The sequence below is a fragment of the Streptomyces sp. NPDC008137 genome (assembly GCF_042957035.1).
Taxonomy (GTDB): domain Bacteria; phylum Actinomycetota; class Actinomycetes; order Streptomycetales; family Streptomycetaceae; genus Streptomyces.
The window spans coordinates 56,867-73,632 of record NZ_JBIBHN010000033.1 but is presented as its reverse complement, the minus strand read 5'-3'; the positions used below and the strand labels follow the sequence as shown (position 1 = coordinate 73,632).

Annotated in this window: 14 protein-coding genes and 1 riboswitch; of the genes, 13 read left to right on the top strand and 1 reads right to left on the bottom strand. The window is 70.5% G+C overall.

The features are described from left to right. Positions 1-63 precede the first annotated feature (63 nt). From ACFZBT_RS34750 to ACFZBT_RS34710, 9 genes are all read left to right on the top strand, one after another. Positions 64-1,128, top strand: a complete 1,065-nt coding sequence (locus ACFZBT_RS34750) for a polyprenyl synthetase family protein (RefSeq protein ID WP_391112447.1) — start codon at positions 64-66, stop codon at positions 1,126-1,128. Positions 1,129-1,250: 122 nt separating this feature from the next. Further along, a complete protein-coding gene (shc, locus tag ACFZBT_RS34745; RefSeq protein ID WP_391112400.1) occupies positions 1,251-3,284 on the top strand; it encodes a squalene--hopene cyclase in 2,034 nt (677 codons plus the stop codon). Beyond that, positions 3,284-3,925 (top strand): 1-hydroxy-2-methyl-2-butenyl 4-diphosphate reductase, encoded by a 642-nt coding sequence (locus ACFZBT_RS34740; protein WP_391112397.1) that lies wholly within the window; start codon positions 3,284-3,286, stop codon positions 3,923-3,925. Before shc ends, ACFZBT_RS34740 begins: the two co-directional genes overlap by 1 nt. 5 nt (positions 3,926-3,930) lie before the next feature. Continuing rightward, entirely contained in the window at positions 3,931-4,962 is a 1,032-nt protein-coding gene (gene hpnH, locus ACFZBT_RS34735; protein WP_391112395.1) for an adenosyl-hopene transferase HpnH, read from the top strand. Next, positions 4,959-6,116 (top strand): flavodoxin-dependent (E)-4-hydroxy-3-methylbut-2-enyl-diphosphate synthase, encoded by a 1,158-nt coding sequence (gene ispG, locus ACFZBT_RS34730; RefSeq protein WP_391112392.1) that lies wholly within the window; start codon positions 4,959-4,961, stop codon positions 6,114-6,116. The genes hpnH and ispG overlap by 4 nt, the downstream gene beginning before the upstream one ends. A 28-nt stretch (positions 6,117-6,144) precedes the next feature. Next, a complete protein-coding gene (gene dxs, locus ACFZBT_RS34725) occupies positions 6,145-8,040 on the top strand; it encodes a 1-deoxy-D-xylulose-5-phosphate synthase (RefSeq protein WP_391112385.1) in 1,896 nt (631 codons plus the stop codon). After that, complete coding sequence (locus ACFZBT_RS34720; RefSeq protein WP_391112383.1) at positions 8,037-9,452, top strand: aminotransferase class III-fold pyridoxal phosphate-dependent enzyme; 1,416 nt, start codon at positions 8,037-8,039, stop codon at positions 9,450-9,452. Before dxs ends, ACFZBT_RS34720 begins: the two co-directional genes overlap by 4 nt. 73 nt (positions 9,453-9,525) lie before the next feature. Next, positions 9,526-10,131, top strand: coding sequence for a helix-turn-helix domain-containing protein (locus tag ACFZBT_RS34715; RefSeq protein ID WP_391112379.1), 606 nt, complete (start codon positions 9,526-9,528; stop codon positions 10,129-10,131). Then, the gene (locus tag ACFZBT_RS34710; protein ID WP_391112376.1) at positions 10,128-10,247 is read left to right on the top strand and encodes a DUF6126 family protein; all 120 of its coding nucleotides are present in this window, start codon (positions 10,128-10,130) and stop codon (positions 10,245-10,247) included. Before ACFZBT_RS34715 ends, ACFZBT_RS34710 begins: the two co-directional genes overlap by 4 nt. 19 nt (positions 10,248-10,266) lie before the next feature. Here ACFZBT_RS34710 and ACFZBT_RS34705 read toward each other — a convergent pair whose 3' ends face one another. Then, positions 10,267-11,064 (bottom strand): tyrosine-protein phosphatase, encoded by a 798-nt coding sequence (locus tag ACFZBT_RS34705; RefSeq protein WP_391112373.1) that lies wholly within the window; start codon positions 11,062-11,064, stop codon positions 10,267-10,269. A gap of 179 nt (positions 11,065-11,243) precedes the next feature. Here ACFZBT_RS34705 and ACFZBT_RS34700 point away from each other — a divergent pair, with 179 nt between their 5' ends. The 4 genes from ACFZBT_RS34700 (at position 11,244) to ACFZBT_RS34685 (ending at position 16,571) form a co-directional block, all read left to right on the top strand. Next, positions 11,244-13,334 (top strand): alpha-galactosidase, encoded by a 2,091-nt coding sequence (locus ACFZBT_RS34700; protein WP_391112370.1) that lies wholly within the window; start codon positions 11,244-11,246, stop codon positions 13,332-13,334. A gap of 327 nt (positions 13,335-13,661) precedes the next feature. Continuing rightward, positions 13,662-13,822, top strand: a riboswitch (cyclic di-AMP (ydaO/yuaA leader). A gap of 4 nt (positions 13,823-13,826) precedes the next feature. After that, on the top strand, positions 13,827-14,750 hold the full coding sequence (locus ACFZBT_RS34695) for a peptidoglycan DD-metalloendopeptidase family protein (RefSeq protein ID WP_391112368.1): 924 nt from the start codon (positions 13,827-13,829) through the stop codon (positions 14,748-14,750). Between the two features lie 173 nt (positions 14,751-14,923). Continuing rightward, positions 14,924-15,640 (top strand): DUF6250 domain-containing protein, encoded by a 717-nt coding sequence (locus tag ACFZBT_RS34690; protein WP_391112365.1) that lies wholly within the window; start codon positions 14,924-14,926, stop codon positions 15,638-15,640. 145 nt (positions 15,641-15,785) lie between these two features. Next, the gene (locus tag ACFZBT_RS34685; protein WP_391112445.1) at positions 15,786-16,571 is read left to right on the top strand and encodes a GDSL-type esterase/lipase family protein; all 786 of its coding nucleotides are present in this window, start codon (positions 15,786-15,788) and stop codon (positions 16,569-16,571) included. Positions 16,572-16,766 lie beyond the last annotated feature (195 nt).

Here is a 16,766-nt window from a genome sequence, read left to right as displayed (position 1 = left end):
CACCACACGGCAGGCGGCCCCCGCACCTCCGGTACCGCAACAAGAGGAGAGACTGTGCCCACTGTGCCCCCGGCCTCCAAGGCCGCTCGAGAGACCGCGGTGGACGTGGCCGCGCTCCTGGAGCGCGGCCGGACCCTGGCCATGCCGGTACTGCGGGCGGCCATCGACCGCCTGGCACCTCCCATGGACACTGTTGCCGCCTACCACTTCGGATGGATCGACGCCCAGGGCAGGCCCACGGAGGGGGACGGCGGCAAGGCCGTACGCCCCGCCCTCGCGGTGCTGTCCGCCGAGGTCATGTCCGCCGCCCCCGAGACCGGCATCCCCGGCGCCGTCGCCGTGGAACTCGTCCACAACTTCTCCCTCCTCCACGACGACCTGATGGACGGCGACGAGCAGCGCCGTCACCGCGACACGGTCTGGAAGGTGCACGGCCCCGCCCAGGCCATCCTGGTCGGCGACGCCCTGTTCGCCCTCGCCAACGAGGTGCTCCTCGAACTCGGCACCGTCGAGGCCGGCCGCGCCACCCGCCGTCTGACCACCGCCAGCCGGGCCCTGATCGACGGTCAGGCCCAGGACATCTCCTACGAGCACCGCGACCGCGTCACCGTCGAGGAGTGCCTGGAGATGGAGGGCAACAAGACCGGCGCCCTGCTCGCCTGCGCCAGCTCCATCGGCGCGGTGCTCGGCGGGGCCGACGACCGCACCGCCGACACGCTGGAGAAGTACGGCTACCACCTGGGCCTCGCCTTCCAGGCCGTCGACGACCTCCTCGGCATCTGGGGCGACCCGGTCTCCACCGGCAAGCAGACCTGGAGCGACCTGCGCCAGCGCAAGAAGTCGCTGCCGGTCGTGGCCGCCCTCGCGGCGGGCGGCTCCGCCTCCGAGCGGCTCGGCGAGCTCCTCGCCGCCGACGCCAAGGCGAGCGACTTCGAGAACTTCTCCGAGGAGGAGTTCGCGGCCCGCGCCGCCCTCATCGAGGAGGCCGGCGGCCGCCAGTGGACCGCCGACGAGGCACGCCGTCAGCACACCATCGCCATCGAAGCCCTGGACGCCGTCGACATGCCCGACCGGGTGCGGGACCAGTTCGCGGCGCTCGCCGACTTCGTCGTCGTACGAAAGAGATGATCACTATCGGTCGAATAGCCCTCGCGTAGTCGCCGGCCGGTGCCGCGAGACAGCACGGAGCACCGGCCGACGGCGGACCCACAGCAGCTGCACACCTTGCACCACTGCACGAAGGGGAAGCCATGACAGCGACGACCGACGGAAGCACCGGGGCCCTGCCACCCGGCGCCGCCGCGGCCAGCGAACACGACACCGACATCCCCGCGGCGGCCGGGGTACCAGAAGCCGCCGCACGCGCCGCCCGGCGCGCCACCGACTACCTGCTCTCCCGCCAGGACGCCGAGGGCTGGTGGAAGGGCGACCTCGAGACCAACGTCACGATGGACGCCGAGGACCTGCTGCTCCGTCAGTTCCTCGGCATCCGCGACGAGAAGACCACGCAGGCCGCGGCCCTCTTCATCCGCGGAGAACAGCGCGACGACGGCGCCTGGGCGACCTTCTACGGCGGCCCCGGTGAGCTCTCCGCCAGTATCGAGGCCTACGTGGCCCTCCGCCTGGCCGGCGACGCGCCCGACGAACCCCACATGGCCAAGGCCTCCGCCTGGATCCGCGAGCGGGGCGGCATCGCCGCCGCCCGGGTCTTCACGAGGATCTGGCTGGCCTTGTTCGGCTGGTGGAAGTGGGAGGACCTGCCCGAACTCCCCCCGGAACTCATCTGGTTCCCGAAGTGGGCACCGCTCAACATCTACGACTTCGGCTGCTGGGCCCGGCAGACCATCGTGCCGCTGACGATCGTCTCCGCGAAGCGGCCGGTCCGCCCAGCGCCCTTCCCGCTCGACGAGCTGCACACCGACCCGGCCGTCCCGAACCCGGCCAAGCCCCTGGCTCCGATGGTCAGTTGGGACGGCGCCTTCCAGCGGATGGACAAGGGCCTGCACGCCCTGCGGAAGGTCGCCCCGCGCCGGCTGCGCAGAGCCGCCATGAACAGTGCCGCCCGCTGGATCGTCGAACGGCAGGAGAACGACGGCTGCTGGGGCGGAATCCAGCCGCCCGCCGTGTACTCGATCATCGCCCTGCACCTGCTCGGCTACGACCTCGAGCACCCCGTGATGCGGGAGGGCCTGGCGTCCCTGGACCGGTTCGCCGTATGGCGCGAGGACGGGGCCCGGATGATCGAGGCCTGCCAGTCGCCGGTCTGGGACACCTGCCTCGCCGCGATCGCGCTCGTCGACGCCGGACTGCCCGCCGACCACCCCCAGTTGGTGAAGGCCGCGGACTGGATGCTGGGCGAGGAGATCGTCAGACCCGGCGACTGGTCCGTCAAGCGGCCCGGACTGCCGCCCGGCGGCTGGGCGTTCGAGTTCCACAACGACAACTACCCCGACATCGACGACACCGCCGAGGTGATCCTCGCGCTGCGCCGGATCGCGCACCACGACCCGGAGAAGCTGGACAAGGCCATCGGGCGCGGTATGCGCTGGACCCTCGGCATGCAGTCGAAGAACGGCGCGTGGGCCGCCTTCGACGTCGACAACACCAGCCCGTTCCCGAACCGGCTGCCGTTCTGCGACTTCGGCGAGGTCATCGACCCGCCCTCCGCCGACGTCACCGCGCACGTCGTCGAGATGCTCGCGGTGGAGGGACTCGCCCACCACCCGCGCACCCGGCGCGGCATCGAATGGCTGCTGGCCGAACAGGAGCCGGACGGCTCGTGGTTCGGGCGCTGGGGCGTCAACTACGTCTACGGCACCGGGTCCGTCGTACCCGCACTGGTGGCCGCTGGCCTCCCCGCCGCGCACCCGGCGATCCGGCGGGCCGTGGCCTGGCTGGAGTCGGTCCAGAACGACGACGGCGGCTGGGGCGAGGACCTGCGCTCCTACAAGGACGCCAAGGAATGGAGCGGCAAGGGCGCCTCCACCGCCTCCCAGACGGCGTGGGCCCTGATGGCCCTGCTCGCGGCGGGGGAGCGGGACGCCAAGGCCGTCGAACGCGGCGTCGAATGGCTCGCCGCCACCCAGCGGGAGGACGGTTCCTGGGACGAGCCCTACTTCACGGGGACGGGCTTCCCGTGGGACTTCTCGATCAACTACCACCTCTACCGGCAGGTGTTCCCGCTCACCGCGCTCGGCCGGTACGTCCACGGGGAGCCCTTCGCCGACCGGCACAAGGGGAGCGGTGCGGCCGGGAGGCCGTTCACCGAGGCCGAGGGGAGCTGATGAGCACTCCGCCCGCCCCGGTCCCGCTGCTGATCGCCTGCGCGCTCGGCATCGAGCAGCTCGCCCTGCGCGCGGGCGACCGGGGCGGCGCCGGCGGGCCGGTCACCGTGCTGCGCACCGGCATGGGACCGGCGGCGGCCGAGCGGTCCGTCACCCGGATGCTCGCCGATCCGGCCCTGCGCGACGCCGCCGTGCTGGCCACCGGCTTCTGCGCGGGCCTCGCGCCCGGCATGCACCCCGGTGACCTGGTCGTCGCCGAGGAGACCCGCGACCCGCGGGGCACGACCGCCTGCGTCGGGACCGAGCTGCTGGTCAAGGGGCTGGCCCGGTCCGTACCCGGGCGGACCGTGCACACCGGGCCGCTCACCGGCTCCGATCACGTCGTGCGCGGTCCCGAACGGTCCGCTCTCCGTGCCACCGGCGCGATCGCGGTCGACATGGAGTCCGCCGTCACGCTCCTGAGCGCCGTGCGCGCGGGCGAGCGCCCGGTTGCGGCCGTCCGGGTGGTCGTGGACGCTCCAGAACATGAACTCGTCCGGATCGGCACGGTGCGCGGTGGAATATCGGCTTTCCGTGTTCTTCGTTCCGTCCTTCCCGCTTTCTTCGAATGGCACCGTTCCTTGCTGCTCCCCAGGAGGTGAGCCAGATGGCCATGCCGCTTCGACAGTCCATCAAGGTCGCTACATACTTGGCTGAACAGAAGCTCCGCCGACGGGACAAGTTCCCGCTGATCGTCGAGCTGGAGCCGCTGTTCGCCTGCAACCTCAAGTGCGAGGGGTGCGGCAAGATCCAGCACCCGGCCGGGGTGCTCAAGCAGCGGATGCCGGTCGCGCAGGCGGTCGGAGCGGTGCTGGAGTCCGGTGCCCCCATGGTGTCCATCGCCGGTGGCGAACCCCTGATGCACCCCCAGATCGACGAGATCGTGCGTCAGCTGGTGGCCAGGCGGAAGTACGTCTTCCTGTGCACCAACGCGCTGCTCATGCGCAAGAAGATGGACACGTTCAAGCCCTCCCCCTATTTCGCCTTCGCGGTGCACATCGACGGGCTGCGCGAGCGGCACGACGAGTCGGTGGCGAAGGAGGGCGTCTTCGACGAGGCCGTGGAGGCCATCAAGGAGGCCAAGCGGCGCGGCTTCCGGGTGACCACCAACTCGACCTTCTTCAACACCGACACCCCGCAGACCATCATCGAGGTGCTGAACTTCCTCAACGACGACCTCCGGGTCGACGAGATGATGATCTCGCCCGCCTACGCCTACGAGAAGGCTCCCGACCAGGAGCACTTCCTCGGTGTGGAGCAGACCCGCGAGCTGTTCAAGAAGGCCTTCGCGGGCGGCAACCGGCGGCGCTGGCGGCTCAACCACTCCCCGCTCTTCCTGGACTTCCTGGAGGGCAAGGTCGACTTCCCGTGCACCGCGTGGGCGATCCCGAACTACTCGCTGTTCGGCTGGCAGCGCCCCTGCTACCTGATGAGCGACGGGTACGTGCCGACGTACCGGGAGCTGGTCGAGGACACCGACTGGGACAAGTACGGACGCGGCAAGGACCCGCGCTGCGCCAACTGCATGGCGCACTGCGGCTACGAGCCCACCGCCGTGCTGGCCACCATGGGATCGCTGAAGGAGTCCCTGCGCGCCATGCGCGAGACGGTCTCCGGGAACCGGGAGCGGATGCCGTGACCGCCATTTCGCTGGGTGTCCCCGAGGTGCCGGCCCGGCCGATCGCGGAGCGGCGCGCCTCGCGCCGGATCCAGGTCGGTCCGGTGGCGGTCGGGGGCGGGGCCCCGGTGTCGGTGCAGTCGATGACGACGACCCGTACGTCGGACATCGGCGCCACCCTGCAGCAGATCGCCGAACTCACCGCGTCCGGCTGCCAGATCGTCCGGGTCGCCTGCCCGACCCAGGACGACGCGGACGCGCTCGCGACCATCGCGCGCAAGTCGCAGATCCCGGTGATCGCGGACATCCACTTCCAGCCGAAGTACGTGTTCGCGGCCATCGAGGCGGGGTGCGCGGCCGTCCGCGTCAATCCCGGCAACATCAAGCAGTTCGACGACCGGATCAAGGAGATCGCGCAGGCCGCCAAGGACCACGGCACCCCGATCCGGATCGGCGTCAACGCCGGGTCGCTGGACCGGCGGCTGCTCCAGAAGTACGGCAGGGCGACCCCGGAGGCGCTGGTGGAGAGCGCTCTGTGGGAGGCCTCGCTGTTCGAGGAGCACGGCTTCCGGGACATCAAGATCTCCGTCAAGCACAACGACCCGGTCGTGATGATCGAGGCGTACAGGCAGCTCGCCGAGCAGTGCGACTACCCGCTGCACCTGGGGGTGACGGAGGCGGGCCCGGCGTTCCAGGGCACGATCAAGTCGGCGGTGGCGTTCGGTGCGCTGCTGTCGCGCGGCATCGGCGACACGATCCGGGTGTCGCTGTCGGCCCCGCCGGCCGAGGAGGTCAAGGTCGGCATCCAGATCCTGCAGTCCCTGGGCCTCAGGGAGCGCAGGCTGGAGATCGTCTCCTGTCCCTCCTGCGGACGTGCCCAGGTCGATGTCTACAAGCTCGCCGACGAGGTCACGGCCGGACTCGAGGGCATGGAGGTGCCGTTGCGCGTCGCCGTCATGGGGTGTGTGGTCAACGGCCCCGGCGAGGCGCGGGAGGCCGATCTGGGGGTGGCCTCCGGCAACGGCAAGGGGCAGATCTTCGTGAAGGGCGAGGTCATCAAGACCGTCCCCGAGTCGAAGATCGTCGAGACGCTGATCGAAGAGGCGATGAAGATCGCCGAGCAGATGGAGCAGGACGGCACGGGCCCGGGGGAGCCGGCCGTCACCGTGAGCTGAGCAGCACGGAATTCGAAGGGGGCCCGACGTGACGATTCTGGAGAGCATCCGGGGACCACGCGATCTGAAGGCGCTGTCCGAGGCGGAACTCGGTGAACTGTCCGACGAGATCAGGGAGTTCCTGGTGCACGCGGTCGCCAGGACCGGGGGCCATCTGGGACCCAACCTGGGCGTGGTGGAGCTCACCGTGGCCCTGCACCGGGTCTTCGAGTCACCGGTGGACCGCATCCTGTGGGACACCGGCCACCAGAGCTATGTCCACAAGCTTCTGACGGGCCGGCAGGACTTCTCCAAACTGCGCGGCAAGGGCGGCCTGTCCGGCTACCCCTCACGTGAGGAGTCCGAGCACGACGTCATCGAGAACAGTCACGCCTCCACGGCCCTCGGCTGGGCCGACGGCCTGGCCAAGGCCCGCCAGGTGCAGGGGGAGAAGGGCCATGTCGTCGCGGTCATCGGCGACGGCGCCCTGACCGGCGGCATGGCCTGGGAGGCCCTGAACAACATCGCGGCCGCCAAGAACCGGCCGCTGATCATCGTCGTCAACGACAACGAACGCTCCTACGCCCCCACCATCGGCGGCCTCGCCAACCACCTCGCCACCCTGCGCACGACCGACAGTTACGAGCGGGTCCTGGCCTGGGGCAAGGACGTGCTCCAGGGCACGCCCCTGGTCGGCCACACCCTCTACGAGGCCCTGCACGGCGCGAAGAAGGGCTTCAAGGACGCCTTCGCCCCGCAGGGCCTGTTCGAGGACCTCGGCCTGAAGTACGTCGGCCCGATCGACGGGCACGACATCGGGGCCGTGGAGTCCGCCCTGCGGCGCGCGAAACGCTTCCACGGGCCGGTCCTCGTCCACTGCCTCACCGAGAAGGGCCGCGGCTACGAACCCGCCCTCGCGCACGAGGAGGACCACTTCCACACCGTCGGCGTCATGGACCCGCTGACCTGCGCGCCGCTCTCACCGGCGGGCGGCCCCTCCTGGACCTCCGTGTTCGGCGACGAGATCGTCAGGATCGGCGAGGAGCGGGACGACGTGGTGGCGATCACCGCCGCCATGCTGCATCCGGTCGGCCTCGGCTCCTTCGCCGAGCGGTTCCCGGACCGGGTGTGGGACGTCGGCATCGCCGAGCAGCACGCGGCCGTGTCCGCTGCGGGCCTGGCGACGGGCGGCCTGCACCCGGTCGTCGCCGTCTACGCCACCTTCCTCAACCGCGCCTTCGACCAGCTGCTGATGGACGTGGCCCTGCACCGCTGCGGGGTGACCTTCGTCCTGGACCGGGCCGGGGTCACCGGCGTCGACGGGGCCTCCCACAACGGCATGTGGGACATGTCCGTCCTCCAGGTCGTCCCCGGCCTGCGGATCGCCGCGCCGCGCGACGCCGACCAGTTGCGCACCCAGCTGCGCGAGGCGGTCGCCGTCGACGACGCCCCGACCCTGCTGCGCTTCCCGAAGGAGTCCGTCGGCCCGTCGGTCCCGGCGCTGGACCGGGTGGGCGGACTGGACGTGCTGCACCGTGCTCCGGAGCCACAGGTCCTCCTGGTGGCCGTGGGCGTGATGGCGCCCGTCTGCCTCCAGGCCGCCGAACTGCTCGAAGCCCGCGGGATCGGCTGCACCGTCGTCGACCCCCGCTGGGTCAAACCCGTCGACCCGGCGCTCCCGGGCCTCGCCGCCGCACACCGCCTGGTCGCCGTCGTCGAGGACAACAGCCGGGCGGCCGGGGTCGGCTCGGCCGTGGCGCTGGCCCTCGGTGACGCCGACGTCGACGTACCGGTACGGCGCTTCGGCATTCCGGAGCAGTTCCTCGCGCACGCCAAGCGCGGCGAGGTGCTCGCCGACATCGGCCTGACACCCGTCGAGATCGCCGGACGGATCAGCGGAAGCATGGCCGTCACGCAAGAGCTGTCCAAGGAGCCATTGGAATGACAACCGCCGAGTCCGCGTCGGAGTCGTCGCAGGCCGGGGAGTTCGACCTCGGCAAGCTGCTGGCCGAGCGCGGAGCCGAGCGCTACGAGCTGCACACCCGGTACCTCAACCACCAGCTCCCGCGCATGCTGCACACCATCGGCTTCGACAAGGTCTACGAGCGCGCCGAGGGCGCCTACTTCTACGACGCGGACGGCAACGACTACCTCGACATGCTCGCCGGGTTCGGGGTGATGGGGATCGGCCGCCACCACCCCGTCGTACGCAAGGCACTGCACGACGTCCTGGACGCCCGGCTCGCCGACCTCACCCGGTTCGACTGCCAGCCGCTGCCGGGCCTGCTGGCGGAGAAGCTGCTCGCGCACAGCCCGCATCTGGACCGGGTGTTCTTCGGCAACAGCGGCACGGAGGCGGTCGAGGGAGCGCTGAAGTTCGCCCGGTTCGTCACCGGCAGGCCCAGGATCCTGTACTGCGCGCACGCCTTCCACGGCCTGACGACCGGCTCTCTCTCCGTGAACGGCGAGTCAGGCTTCCGCGACGGCTTCGCCCCGCTGCTGCCCGACACGGCCGTACCGCTCGGCGACCTCGACGCGCTGGCACGGGAGCTGAAGAAGGGCGACGTCGCCGCCCTGATCGTCGAGCCGATCCAGGGCAAGGGCGTGCTGGCGGCCCCGCCCGGCTATCTGCCCGCCGCCCAGGAGCTGCTGCACCGGCACAAGGCGCTGCTCATCGCCGACGAGGTGCAGACCGGCCTCGGCCGCACCGGCGACTTCTACGGCTACCAGCACGAGGACGGCGTGGAACCCGACCTGGTGTGCGTGGCCAAGGCGCTCTCCGGCGGCTATGTGCCGGTCGGCGCCACGCTCGGCAAGGACTGGATCTTCAAGAAGGTCTACTCGTCCATGGACCGGGTGCTGGTCCACTCGGCGAGCTTCGGCTCCAACGCGCAGGCGATGGCGGCGGGCCTCGCGGTGCTGTCGGTGATGGAGAACGAGCAGGTCGTGGCCAACGTCCGCGCCACCGGGGAACTGCTCAGATCCCGGCTGGCGGCACTGACGGACCGGTACGAGATGCTCTCCGACGTCCGAGGCCGGGGACTGATGATCGGCATCGAGTTCGGCCGGCCGAAGTCGCTGAAGCTGCGCAGCCGCTGGGCCATGCTCCAGGCCGCGCGCAAGGGGCTGTTCGCGCAGATGGTGGTCGTACCGCTGCTCCAGCGGCACCGGATCCTCACCCAGGTCTCCGGCGACCACATGGAGGTGATCAAACTGATCCCGCCGCTGATCATCGGTGAGCGGGAGGTGGACCGCTTCGTCGACGCCTTCACCGCCGTGATGGACGACGCGCACGAGGGCGGTCTGGTGTGGGACTTCGGGAAGACTCTGGTCAAGCAGGCGGTGGCCAACCGGTAGACACCGGATCCCGGGTCTTTGCCTCTGAGGCAAGAAATTTGCCGCATGGGCAATCCTCCGGCTGAATGGAGGCATGAGCACCCCCGAACAGCCCGGTGCGCTGCCCGCCGTAGCCCCGCAGCTGCGCGCGCTGCGACGCCAGGCCTCCCTGACGCTGGAGGCCGCGGCCCGTGCCGCAGGGCTGTCGCCCGCCCACCTCTCCCGTCTGGAGACCGGACAGCGCCAGCCCTCGCTGCCGATGCTGCTCGCGCTCGCCCGTGTCTACGGTACGACCGTCTCCGAACTGCTCGGTGAGACGGTCGCCGACCGGGACGCCGTCGTCCGCGCGGCCGACATGGAACCGACCATGGCGGGCGGCTGGACGTACTGGCAGGCCGGCGCGTCCGGACGCGGGATGCAGGCCCTGCGCGTCCATGTGCCCCACGGCTCCCAGGGCGACATCGTGCGCGTCCACCCGGGCGAGGAGTGGCTCCATGTGCTGCGGGGCCGGCTGCGGCTGCGCCTCGGGGACACCACGCACCGGCTGGCGCCCGGCGACAGCGCCCACTTCGACTCGCTCACCCCGCACCGGATCGCCGCCGAGGACCAGGACGGCGTCGAGCTGCTTTTCGTCCACACCCTGTTGCAGAGTCCCACGGCCACCCTGTGCCTGGGCCCCACCCCTGGAGAGACGCCTTGAGCGACATCGAGGACAAGTTCCCGCGCGCCCTGTGGGTGCGGCTGTTCGTCTACCTCGTGATGGGGCATGTCTTCGCCGCGTTCGTCTATTTCCTCTTCGAGGCGGGGGCCCGCTAGTCCCGTTCGGGCCCGTTCCTCAGTCGAGGAGCCGGTCGCGCAGACGCTCGCGGGTCTCCGGAGTGAGGTCGAGCCCCTTCTCCAGGTAGGCGTCGACGCCGCCCCAGGTCTCCTCTATGGTGTCGAAGGCCGCCGACAGGTACTCGACGCGGGCGTCGAACAGAGGGCTGAGCAGCTCCATGACCTCGGGGGAGTAGGCCGAGTCGGCGGCGCCGCTGCGCCGCACCTTGTAGCGGCGGTGCTTGGCGTTCGACTTCAGGTAGTCCTCGACGATCGCCTCGCGCTCGACGCCCACCGCGAGCAGCGTCACCGCGATCGAGAGGCCCGCGCGGTCCTTGCCCGCCGCGCAGTGCATCAGCGCGGGGACGCTGTCCTCGGCCAGCGCGTGCAGCACCTTCGAGTGCTCGGCGGTCCGATGCTTGATGATCATGCGGTAGGAGGCGATCATCCGGCCCGCGCCCTTGCCGTCCGAGAGGATCGCGCGCAGCTGCTCCAGGTCGCCGTCGCGGACCAGCTTCCAGAACTCGGCGCCGTCGGCGGGGTCGCTCAGCGGCAGGTTCACATTGCGCACGCCCGCCAGCTCGACGTCCGGTCCTTCGAGCTTCTGGTCGGCCTCGTTGCGGAAGTCGAAGATCGTGTGCAGGCCCAGACCGGTCAGGAAGGCGGCGTCCTCACCGGTCGCGTGCGCGAGGTGGCCGCTGCGGAAGAGCACCCCCTGCCGCACTCGCCGTCCGTCCACGGTCGGCAGCCCGCCCACATCACGGAAGTTGCGCACTGCGGCCAGTTCGGGTTCGGTCGACGGGACCTGCTGCGTCACGGGGGCTCCTCCCACACGGCGCCGTCGGCGCGGCTCGTCGACGGGCACCACTCGACGATACGACATGCCTGCCAGGGGCAATGAGTTGTCCACAGGCGTTGCCGGGAGCCCCCGAAGCCCTTGATGATGTTCGTGCCTGGTCGCACCTGGTCGGGCTTGTTCGAATCTGTGAGGGCTTGATGCTGGAGATCTCCGAAGACGGTCGTACATGGGTGCTCTCGGGACCGGCCAGCAGTTACGCCGTCCATGTCACCGACCGGGACGAGCTGCTGCACCTGCACTGGGGTGCCCGGATCGGCCTCGCCGACGCCGAGGCCCTGGCCGTCCGTCCGCTGCCGGACTACTGGGCCTTCGAGTCCCCGCTCGACGGGCGCGAGGAGTATCCGGTCGAGGGCGGCCCCCGCTTCGCCCGGCCCGCCCTGTCCGTGCGCACCGCCGAGCGCCGCGGCACCGAGTGGTCGTACGAGGGCCACGACGCCGGGGACGCCGACGGCGGCGACGGCGGCGAGCTGCGGCTCCGCTTCCGTGACGGCGACCTGGCCGTCACGCTGCACTACCGGATGCGTTACTCGGCCGATGTCGTCGAGCGCTGGGTCACCCTGGAGAACCAGGGGCCGGACGTCGAGGTGCTGCGCGCAGACTCCGCCACCTGGACCCTGCCCGACCGCGACACCTGGCGGCTGTCCCAGCTGCACGGCCGCTGGGGCGCCGAGTCCCGGCTGACGCGCTCCGCCCTCACCTACGGCGAGAAGGTCATCGGCAGCCGCCGCGGCCACACGTCCCACCAGCATCTGCCCTGGGTCGCCCTCGACACCGACGCCACCGAGGAGCGCGGGGAGGTCTACGGCTGCGCCCTCGGGTGGTCCGGTTCCTGGCGGATGGCGGTCGCCCAACTCCCCGACGCGCGCGTGCAGATCACCGGCGGGGCCGGGTACGACGACTCGGGCCTGCTGATGCTGGGCACGGGCGAGTCGTACACCACCCCCGTCTTCGCCGGGCTCTGGAGCGACGGCGGCTTCGGCGGGGCGAGCCGTGCCTGGCACGCCTGGCAGCGCACCCATGTCGTCCCGGACGCGGACCGGGACCGGCCGGTGCTGTTCAACTCCTGGGAGGCCACCGAGTTCGACATCTCGCAGGAGCAGCAGCGGGCGCTCGCCGAGCGGGCCGCCGCCATGGGTGTCGAGCTGTTCGTGGTCGACGACGGCTGGTTCGGGTCCCGGACCAGCGACCGGGCCGGGCTCGGTGACTGGACGCCCAATCCCGACCGCTTCCCGGGCGGGCTGAAGCCGCTCGCCGACCATGTGCACGGCCTCGGTATGCGGTTCGGGATCTGGGTCGAGCCGGAGATGGTCAACGCGGACAGCGACCTGTACCGCGCGCATCCCGACTGGGTGCAGTACCAATCGGGACGAAAGCGGACGGAGTTCCGTAATCAGCTCGTACTGAACCTGGCTCGCGAGGACGTCCAGGAGTATCTGTGGGAGCAGCTCGACGGGCTGCTCTCCAGTGCGCCGATCGATTACGTCAAGTGGGACTTCAATCGCTGCTTCAGCGACGCCGGGTGGCCGGACGACTCGTACCCGCAGCGGCTCTGGGTCGACCACGTCCACGCCCTGTACGCCCTGCTGGACCGGCTTCGGGCGGCCCACCCCGGGGTGGCCTTCGAGTCCTGCTCGGGCGGTGGCGGCCGGATCGACCTCGGGGTGCTGGGCCGCACGGACCAGGTGTGGACCTCCGACAACACCGACCCGCTCGACCGGCTCGCCATCCAGCACGGCTTCAGCCAGATCCATCCGGCCCGGGTCATGGCCGCCTGGGTCACCGACAGTCCGAACGCCATGCTCAGCCAGCGGGCCAGCTCCCTGCGGTTCCGGTTTGTCAGCGCGATGGCCGGGGTGCTCGGGGTGGGCGGCGACCTCACGCGGTGGACGCCGGAGGAGCTCGCCGAGGCGCGGGAGTGGGTCCGGCTCTACAAGGAGATCCGGCCCGTGGTGCAGCGCGGGGACCTGTACCGCCTGCGGCCCCCGGAGGGCGGCCTGAGCGCGGTGCAGTACGTCCTCGGCGACGAGACCGTCGTCCTCGCCTGGCTCCAGGCGCAGCGCTACGGCGAGCCCGTTCCGGCGCTCCGGCTGCGGGGGCTCGACCTGGCAGCGGCGTACGAATGCCTCGAAACGGGCGAAGTTCACCGAGGGGCCGTACTCGCTCATCACGGACTGCGGGTCGGCCTGCGCGGGGATTTGGATGCCGCAGTCATCCGCCTGCGTAAGTAGCCGTTCTGTCCGAATCTGGCGATTAGGGAACTTAAAGCATTTCAGGTGTTTCGGTATAACGTGCCCCGATCGTAAAGGAGATGGGGTCGGGGTGCGTGACCATCGTCATATTCGTGACGATGTATTGTCGTCATGTTCACGTAATTCTCGCGCTATTCAGGGGCATTGAGGAAAAACAGAGATCGCGAATCCACGCTCGGTGACGGGAAATGTGCCGACGGGTCAAGAAAAACGCTCTCACAGGCAACCGCAAGCTTGTCCCATTGCGTCTCGGTCGCTTACGTTCCACACCAATCCGGACGGACGCCTAATCCTGCCGCCGCCCGGAGCCCGCACACACTGACCCGTGTATGGCAGGAGCGGGGGACCCACAGGTAAGACGCCTGTTCCGGTTCCCGGAACGGCTTGGGGTACAGCCGCACTTCGGCGCGGCCGGGCATCTCCAGCCCGCACCCGACAGCTCACCTCGCAGGCGCCGGAGAGGAATCCGCCATGCCCGCGAAGGGTAAGCACCGCCGCCCGAAGTCCCAGCGTTTCACCCGTTCCATAGCCGTCGCCGGAACCGGCGGGGCCGCCCTCGCCCTTCCGCTCATGGGGGCCGCAGGCGCCCATGCCGCGACCCCGCAGTCGACCCCGGAAAAGGCCGTCCAGGCCGCTCCGGCCGCCGGGGAGAAGGCCGCCGAAAAGGCCACGGGCGCCCACACGTACACCGTGAAGGCCGGCGACTATCTCGCGAAGATCGCCGACGACCAGAACGTCAGCGGCGGCTGGAAGAAGCTCTACGCCGACAACCGTGACGTGGTCGGTGCCGACCCGTCGCTGATCCACCCGGGCCTGAAGCTCTCGGTCGGCAAGAAGGCGGAGAGCGCGCCCAAGACGCAGTCGTCCGCGCCCAAGGCGGCCGAGAAGCCGAAGGCATCGGCCGAGAAGTCGTCCGCATCCGAGGCGTCCTCGAAGGCCGGCGCCGCCGCGAAGCCCGCCGCCGCCAAGCCCGCCGCCGAGGCCTCCGGCTTCAGCCTCCCGGTCGCCGGCGCCTCCGTCGGTACGCCGTACCACATGTCCGGAAGCATGTGGTCCAGCGGCTACCACACCGGTGTCGACTTCGTCGTCCCGACCGGCACCTCTCTCAAGGCCGTCGGCGCGGGCACGGTCGTCTCCGCCGGCTGGGGCGGCGCGTACGGCAACCAGGTCGTCATCCAGCTCGAGGACGGCAAGTACGCGCAGTACGCCCACCTGTCCCAGCTCTCCGTCTCGGCCGGCCAGACCGTGACGGCCGGACAGCAGATCGGGCTGTCCGGTGCGACCGGCAACGTGACCGGACCGCACCTGCACTTCGAGATCCGCACCTCGCCCGACTACGGCTCGGACGTGGACCCGGTCGCCTACCTGCGCTCGCACGGCGTCTCCGTGGGCTGACCGACCGCACGACCACCTGCCTGACACGCGGCCGAAGGCCGGACCCCGATCCCCGGGTCCGGCCTTCGGTGTGCGCGCATCCGCGGGTCGGCTCAAGGGATCGACAGGGGGCGGCAGTTGGGACACAGTGATCCCGTCGTGAGTGCAAGCGCTTTCCGAAGGAGTCGTGTCCCGTGCCGACCACCCGCAGAACGTTCGGAGCCCTGGCCGCCGGAGCCGCCCTGGCCGCCCTCGCCCCGGCGGCGGCCGCGAACGCCGCGCCCTTTCACCGCCGCCTCATCGCTCACGACGACTTCTGTCACGGCCTCGCCCGGTGGACGGCCGAACTTCAGGACGGCGGCGCTGTCACCGCCTCGCGCGGCGTGCTGGAGATCGACGTGCCCGGCGGAGCGACCGTCTGGTTCAGACGGCGTCTCGAAGCGCCGTACGTCCTGGAGTACACCGCCACGCCCGTCTCCGAGGGTGGGGTCAACGACCGGGTCTCGGACCTCAACAACTTCTGGAACGCGACCGACGTCCGCTCCCCGGAGGACCTCTTCGCGACGCCGCGTGGCGGGGCGCTGGAGGAGTACGACCATCTGACGACGTACTACGCCGGGTACGGCGCCAACTACAACACCACGACCAGGCTGCGGCGTTACGTGGGTCAGGCCGGTGTGCGTCCCCTGATCCACGACTACACCGAGCCGCTCCTGGTCCCGGGTGAGCCGAACCGGGTCCGGATCGTCTCCGACGGGTCGACGGTGCGGTGGTGGAACAACGGGCGGCTCGTCTTCGACTACACCGATCCGCAGCCGTACACGAGCGGGCACTTCGCCTTCCGGACCGTCTGGAGCCACTTCCGGATCACGGGCTTCCGGGTCTGGCGACTGACCCCGGAACGTCCGTGAGGGGTGGTCTATTCCGGGGTTGGCGAACACTTTAGGAGTGGCTTATCTCACCGCCCGTCAACCCTTTCCTACGGTCGCGTAGGTCACATTCGAGGGTGAATCATGAACGGCTGTGGCAGACGATTCGAAGAGTGACGGCAGAGCAGTGATCGGGTCGTACGTGGCGCTGGGGGACAGCTTCACCGAGGGCGTCGGCGATCCCGGCCCCGACGGGGCGTTCGTCGGCTGGGCCGACCGGTTCGCGGTGCTGCTCGCCGACCGCAGGCCCGAAGGCGACTTCCGGTACACCAATCTGGCCGTACGCGGAAAACTCCTCGACCAGATCGTGGCGAACCAGCTTCCGCGGGCCGTCGACATGGCCCCGGACCTCGTCTCCTTCTGCGCCGGGGGCAACGACATCATCCGGCCCGGCACCGACCCGGACGAGGTGGCCGAGCGGTTCGAGAGGGCCCTCGCCCAGCTGGCCGCGGTGGCCGGCACGGTGATGGTGACGACCGGGTTCGACACCCGTGGCGTGCCCGTGCTCAAGCATCTGCGCGGCAAGATCGCCACGTACAACGGGCATGTCCGGGCCATCGCCGACCGGTACGGCTGCCCGGTCCTCGACCTGTGGTCCCTGCGCAGTGTCCAGGACCGCCGGGCCTGGGACGCCGACCGGCTGCACCTGTCGCCCGAGGGGCATACTCGCGTGGCGCTCCGTGCGGGACAGGCGCTCGGACTCGACGTTCCGGCCGACCCCGAGCAGGAGTGGCCTCCGCTGCCGCCCCGCGGCACCCTCGACGTCCGGCGGGACGATGTCCACTGGGCGCGCGAGTTCCTGGTGCCGTGGATCGGGCGCCGGCTGCGCGGGGAGTCGTCGGGGGACCATGTGACGGCCAAGGGGGCGCTGTCGCCGGAGGACATCAGGATGCGGATCGGGTCGGTGGCGTAGCGCCTTGCGCCGGGGGGCGGGGCCGCGACGGGGGGTGTCCGTCCTCGGAACGTCGCGATGGGGTCTCACGCCGACTGGCTGTTCGTTGACGCGACAACCGCTGCGGGCGGACACCCCCGACACGTCCCCTTCCGTGCGTACGCGGGTGCGGGCCGCCCTCGCTGCGGCATACCGCCCCCGCTCAGCATCCACGCC

What these genes read in the sequence shown, in the direction of transcription:
- shc (WP_391112400.1), top strand. Translation starts at nt 1,251, where the DNA reads ATGACAGCGACGACCGACGGAAGCACCGGGGCCCTGCCACCCGGCGCC.
- ACFZBT_RS34740 (WP_391112397.1), top strand. Translation starts at nt 3,284, where the DNA reads ATGAGCACTCCGCCCGCCCCGGTCCCGCTGCTGATCGCCTGCGCGCTC.
- hpnH (WP_391112395.1), top strand. Translation starts at nt 3,931, where the DNA reads ATGGCCATGCCGCTTCGACAGTCCATCAAGGTCGCTACATACTTGGCT.
- ACFZBT_RS34720 (WP_391112383.1), top strand. Translation starts at nt 8,037, where the DNA reads ATGACAACCGCCGAGTCCGCGTCGGAGTCGTCGCAGGCCGGGGAGTTC.
- ACFZBT_RS34715 (WP_391112379.1), top strand. Translation starts at nt 9,526, where the DNA reads ATGAGCACCCCCGAACAGCCCGGTGCGCTGCCCGCCGTAGCCCCGCAG.
- ACFZBT_RS34700 (WP_391112370.1), top strand. Translation starts at nt 11,244, where the DNA reads ATGCTGGAGATCTCCGAAGACGGTCGTACATGGGTGCTCTCGGGACCG.
- ACFZBT_RS34695 (WP_391112368.1), top strand. Translation starts at nt 13,827, where the DNA reads ATGCCCGCGAAGGGTAAGCACCGCCGCCCGAAGTCCCAGCGTTTCACC.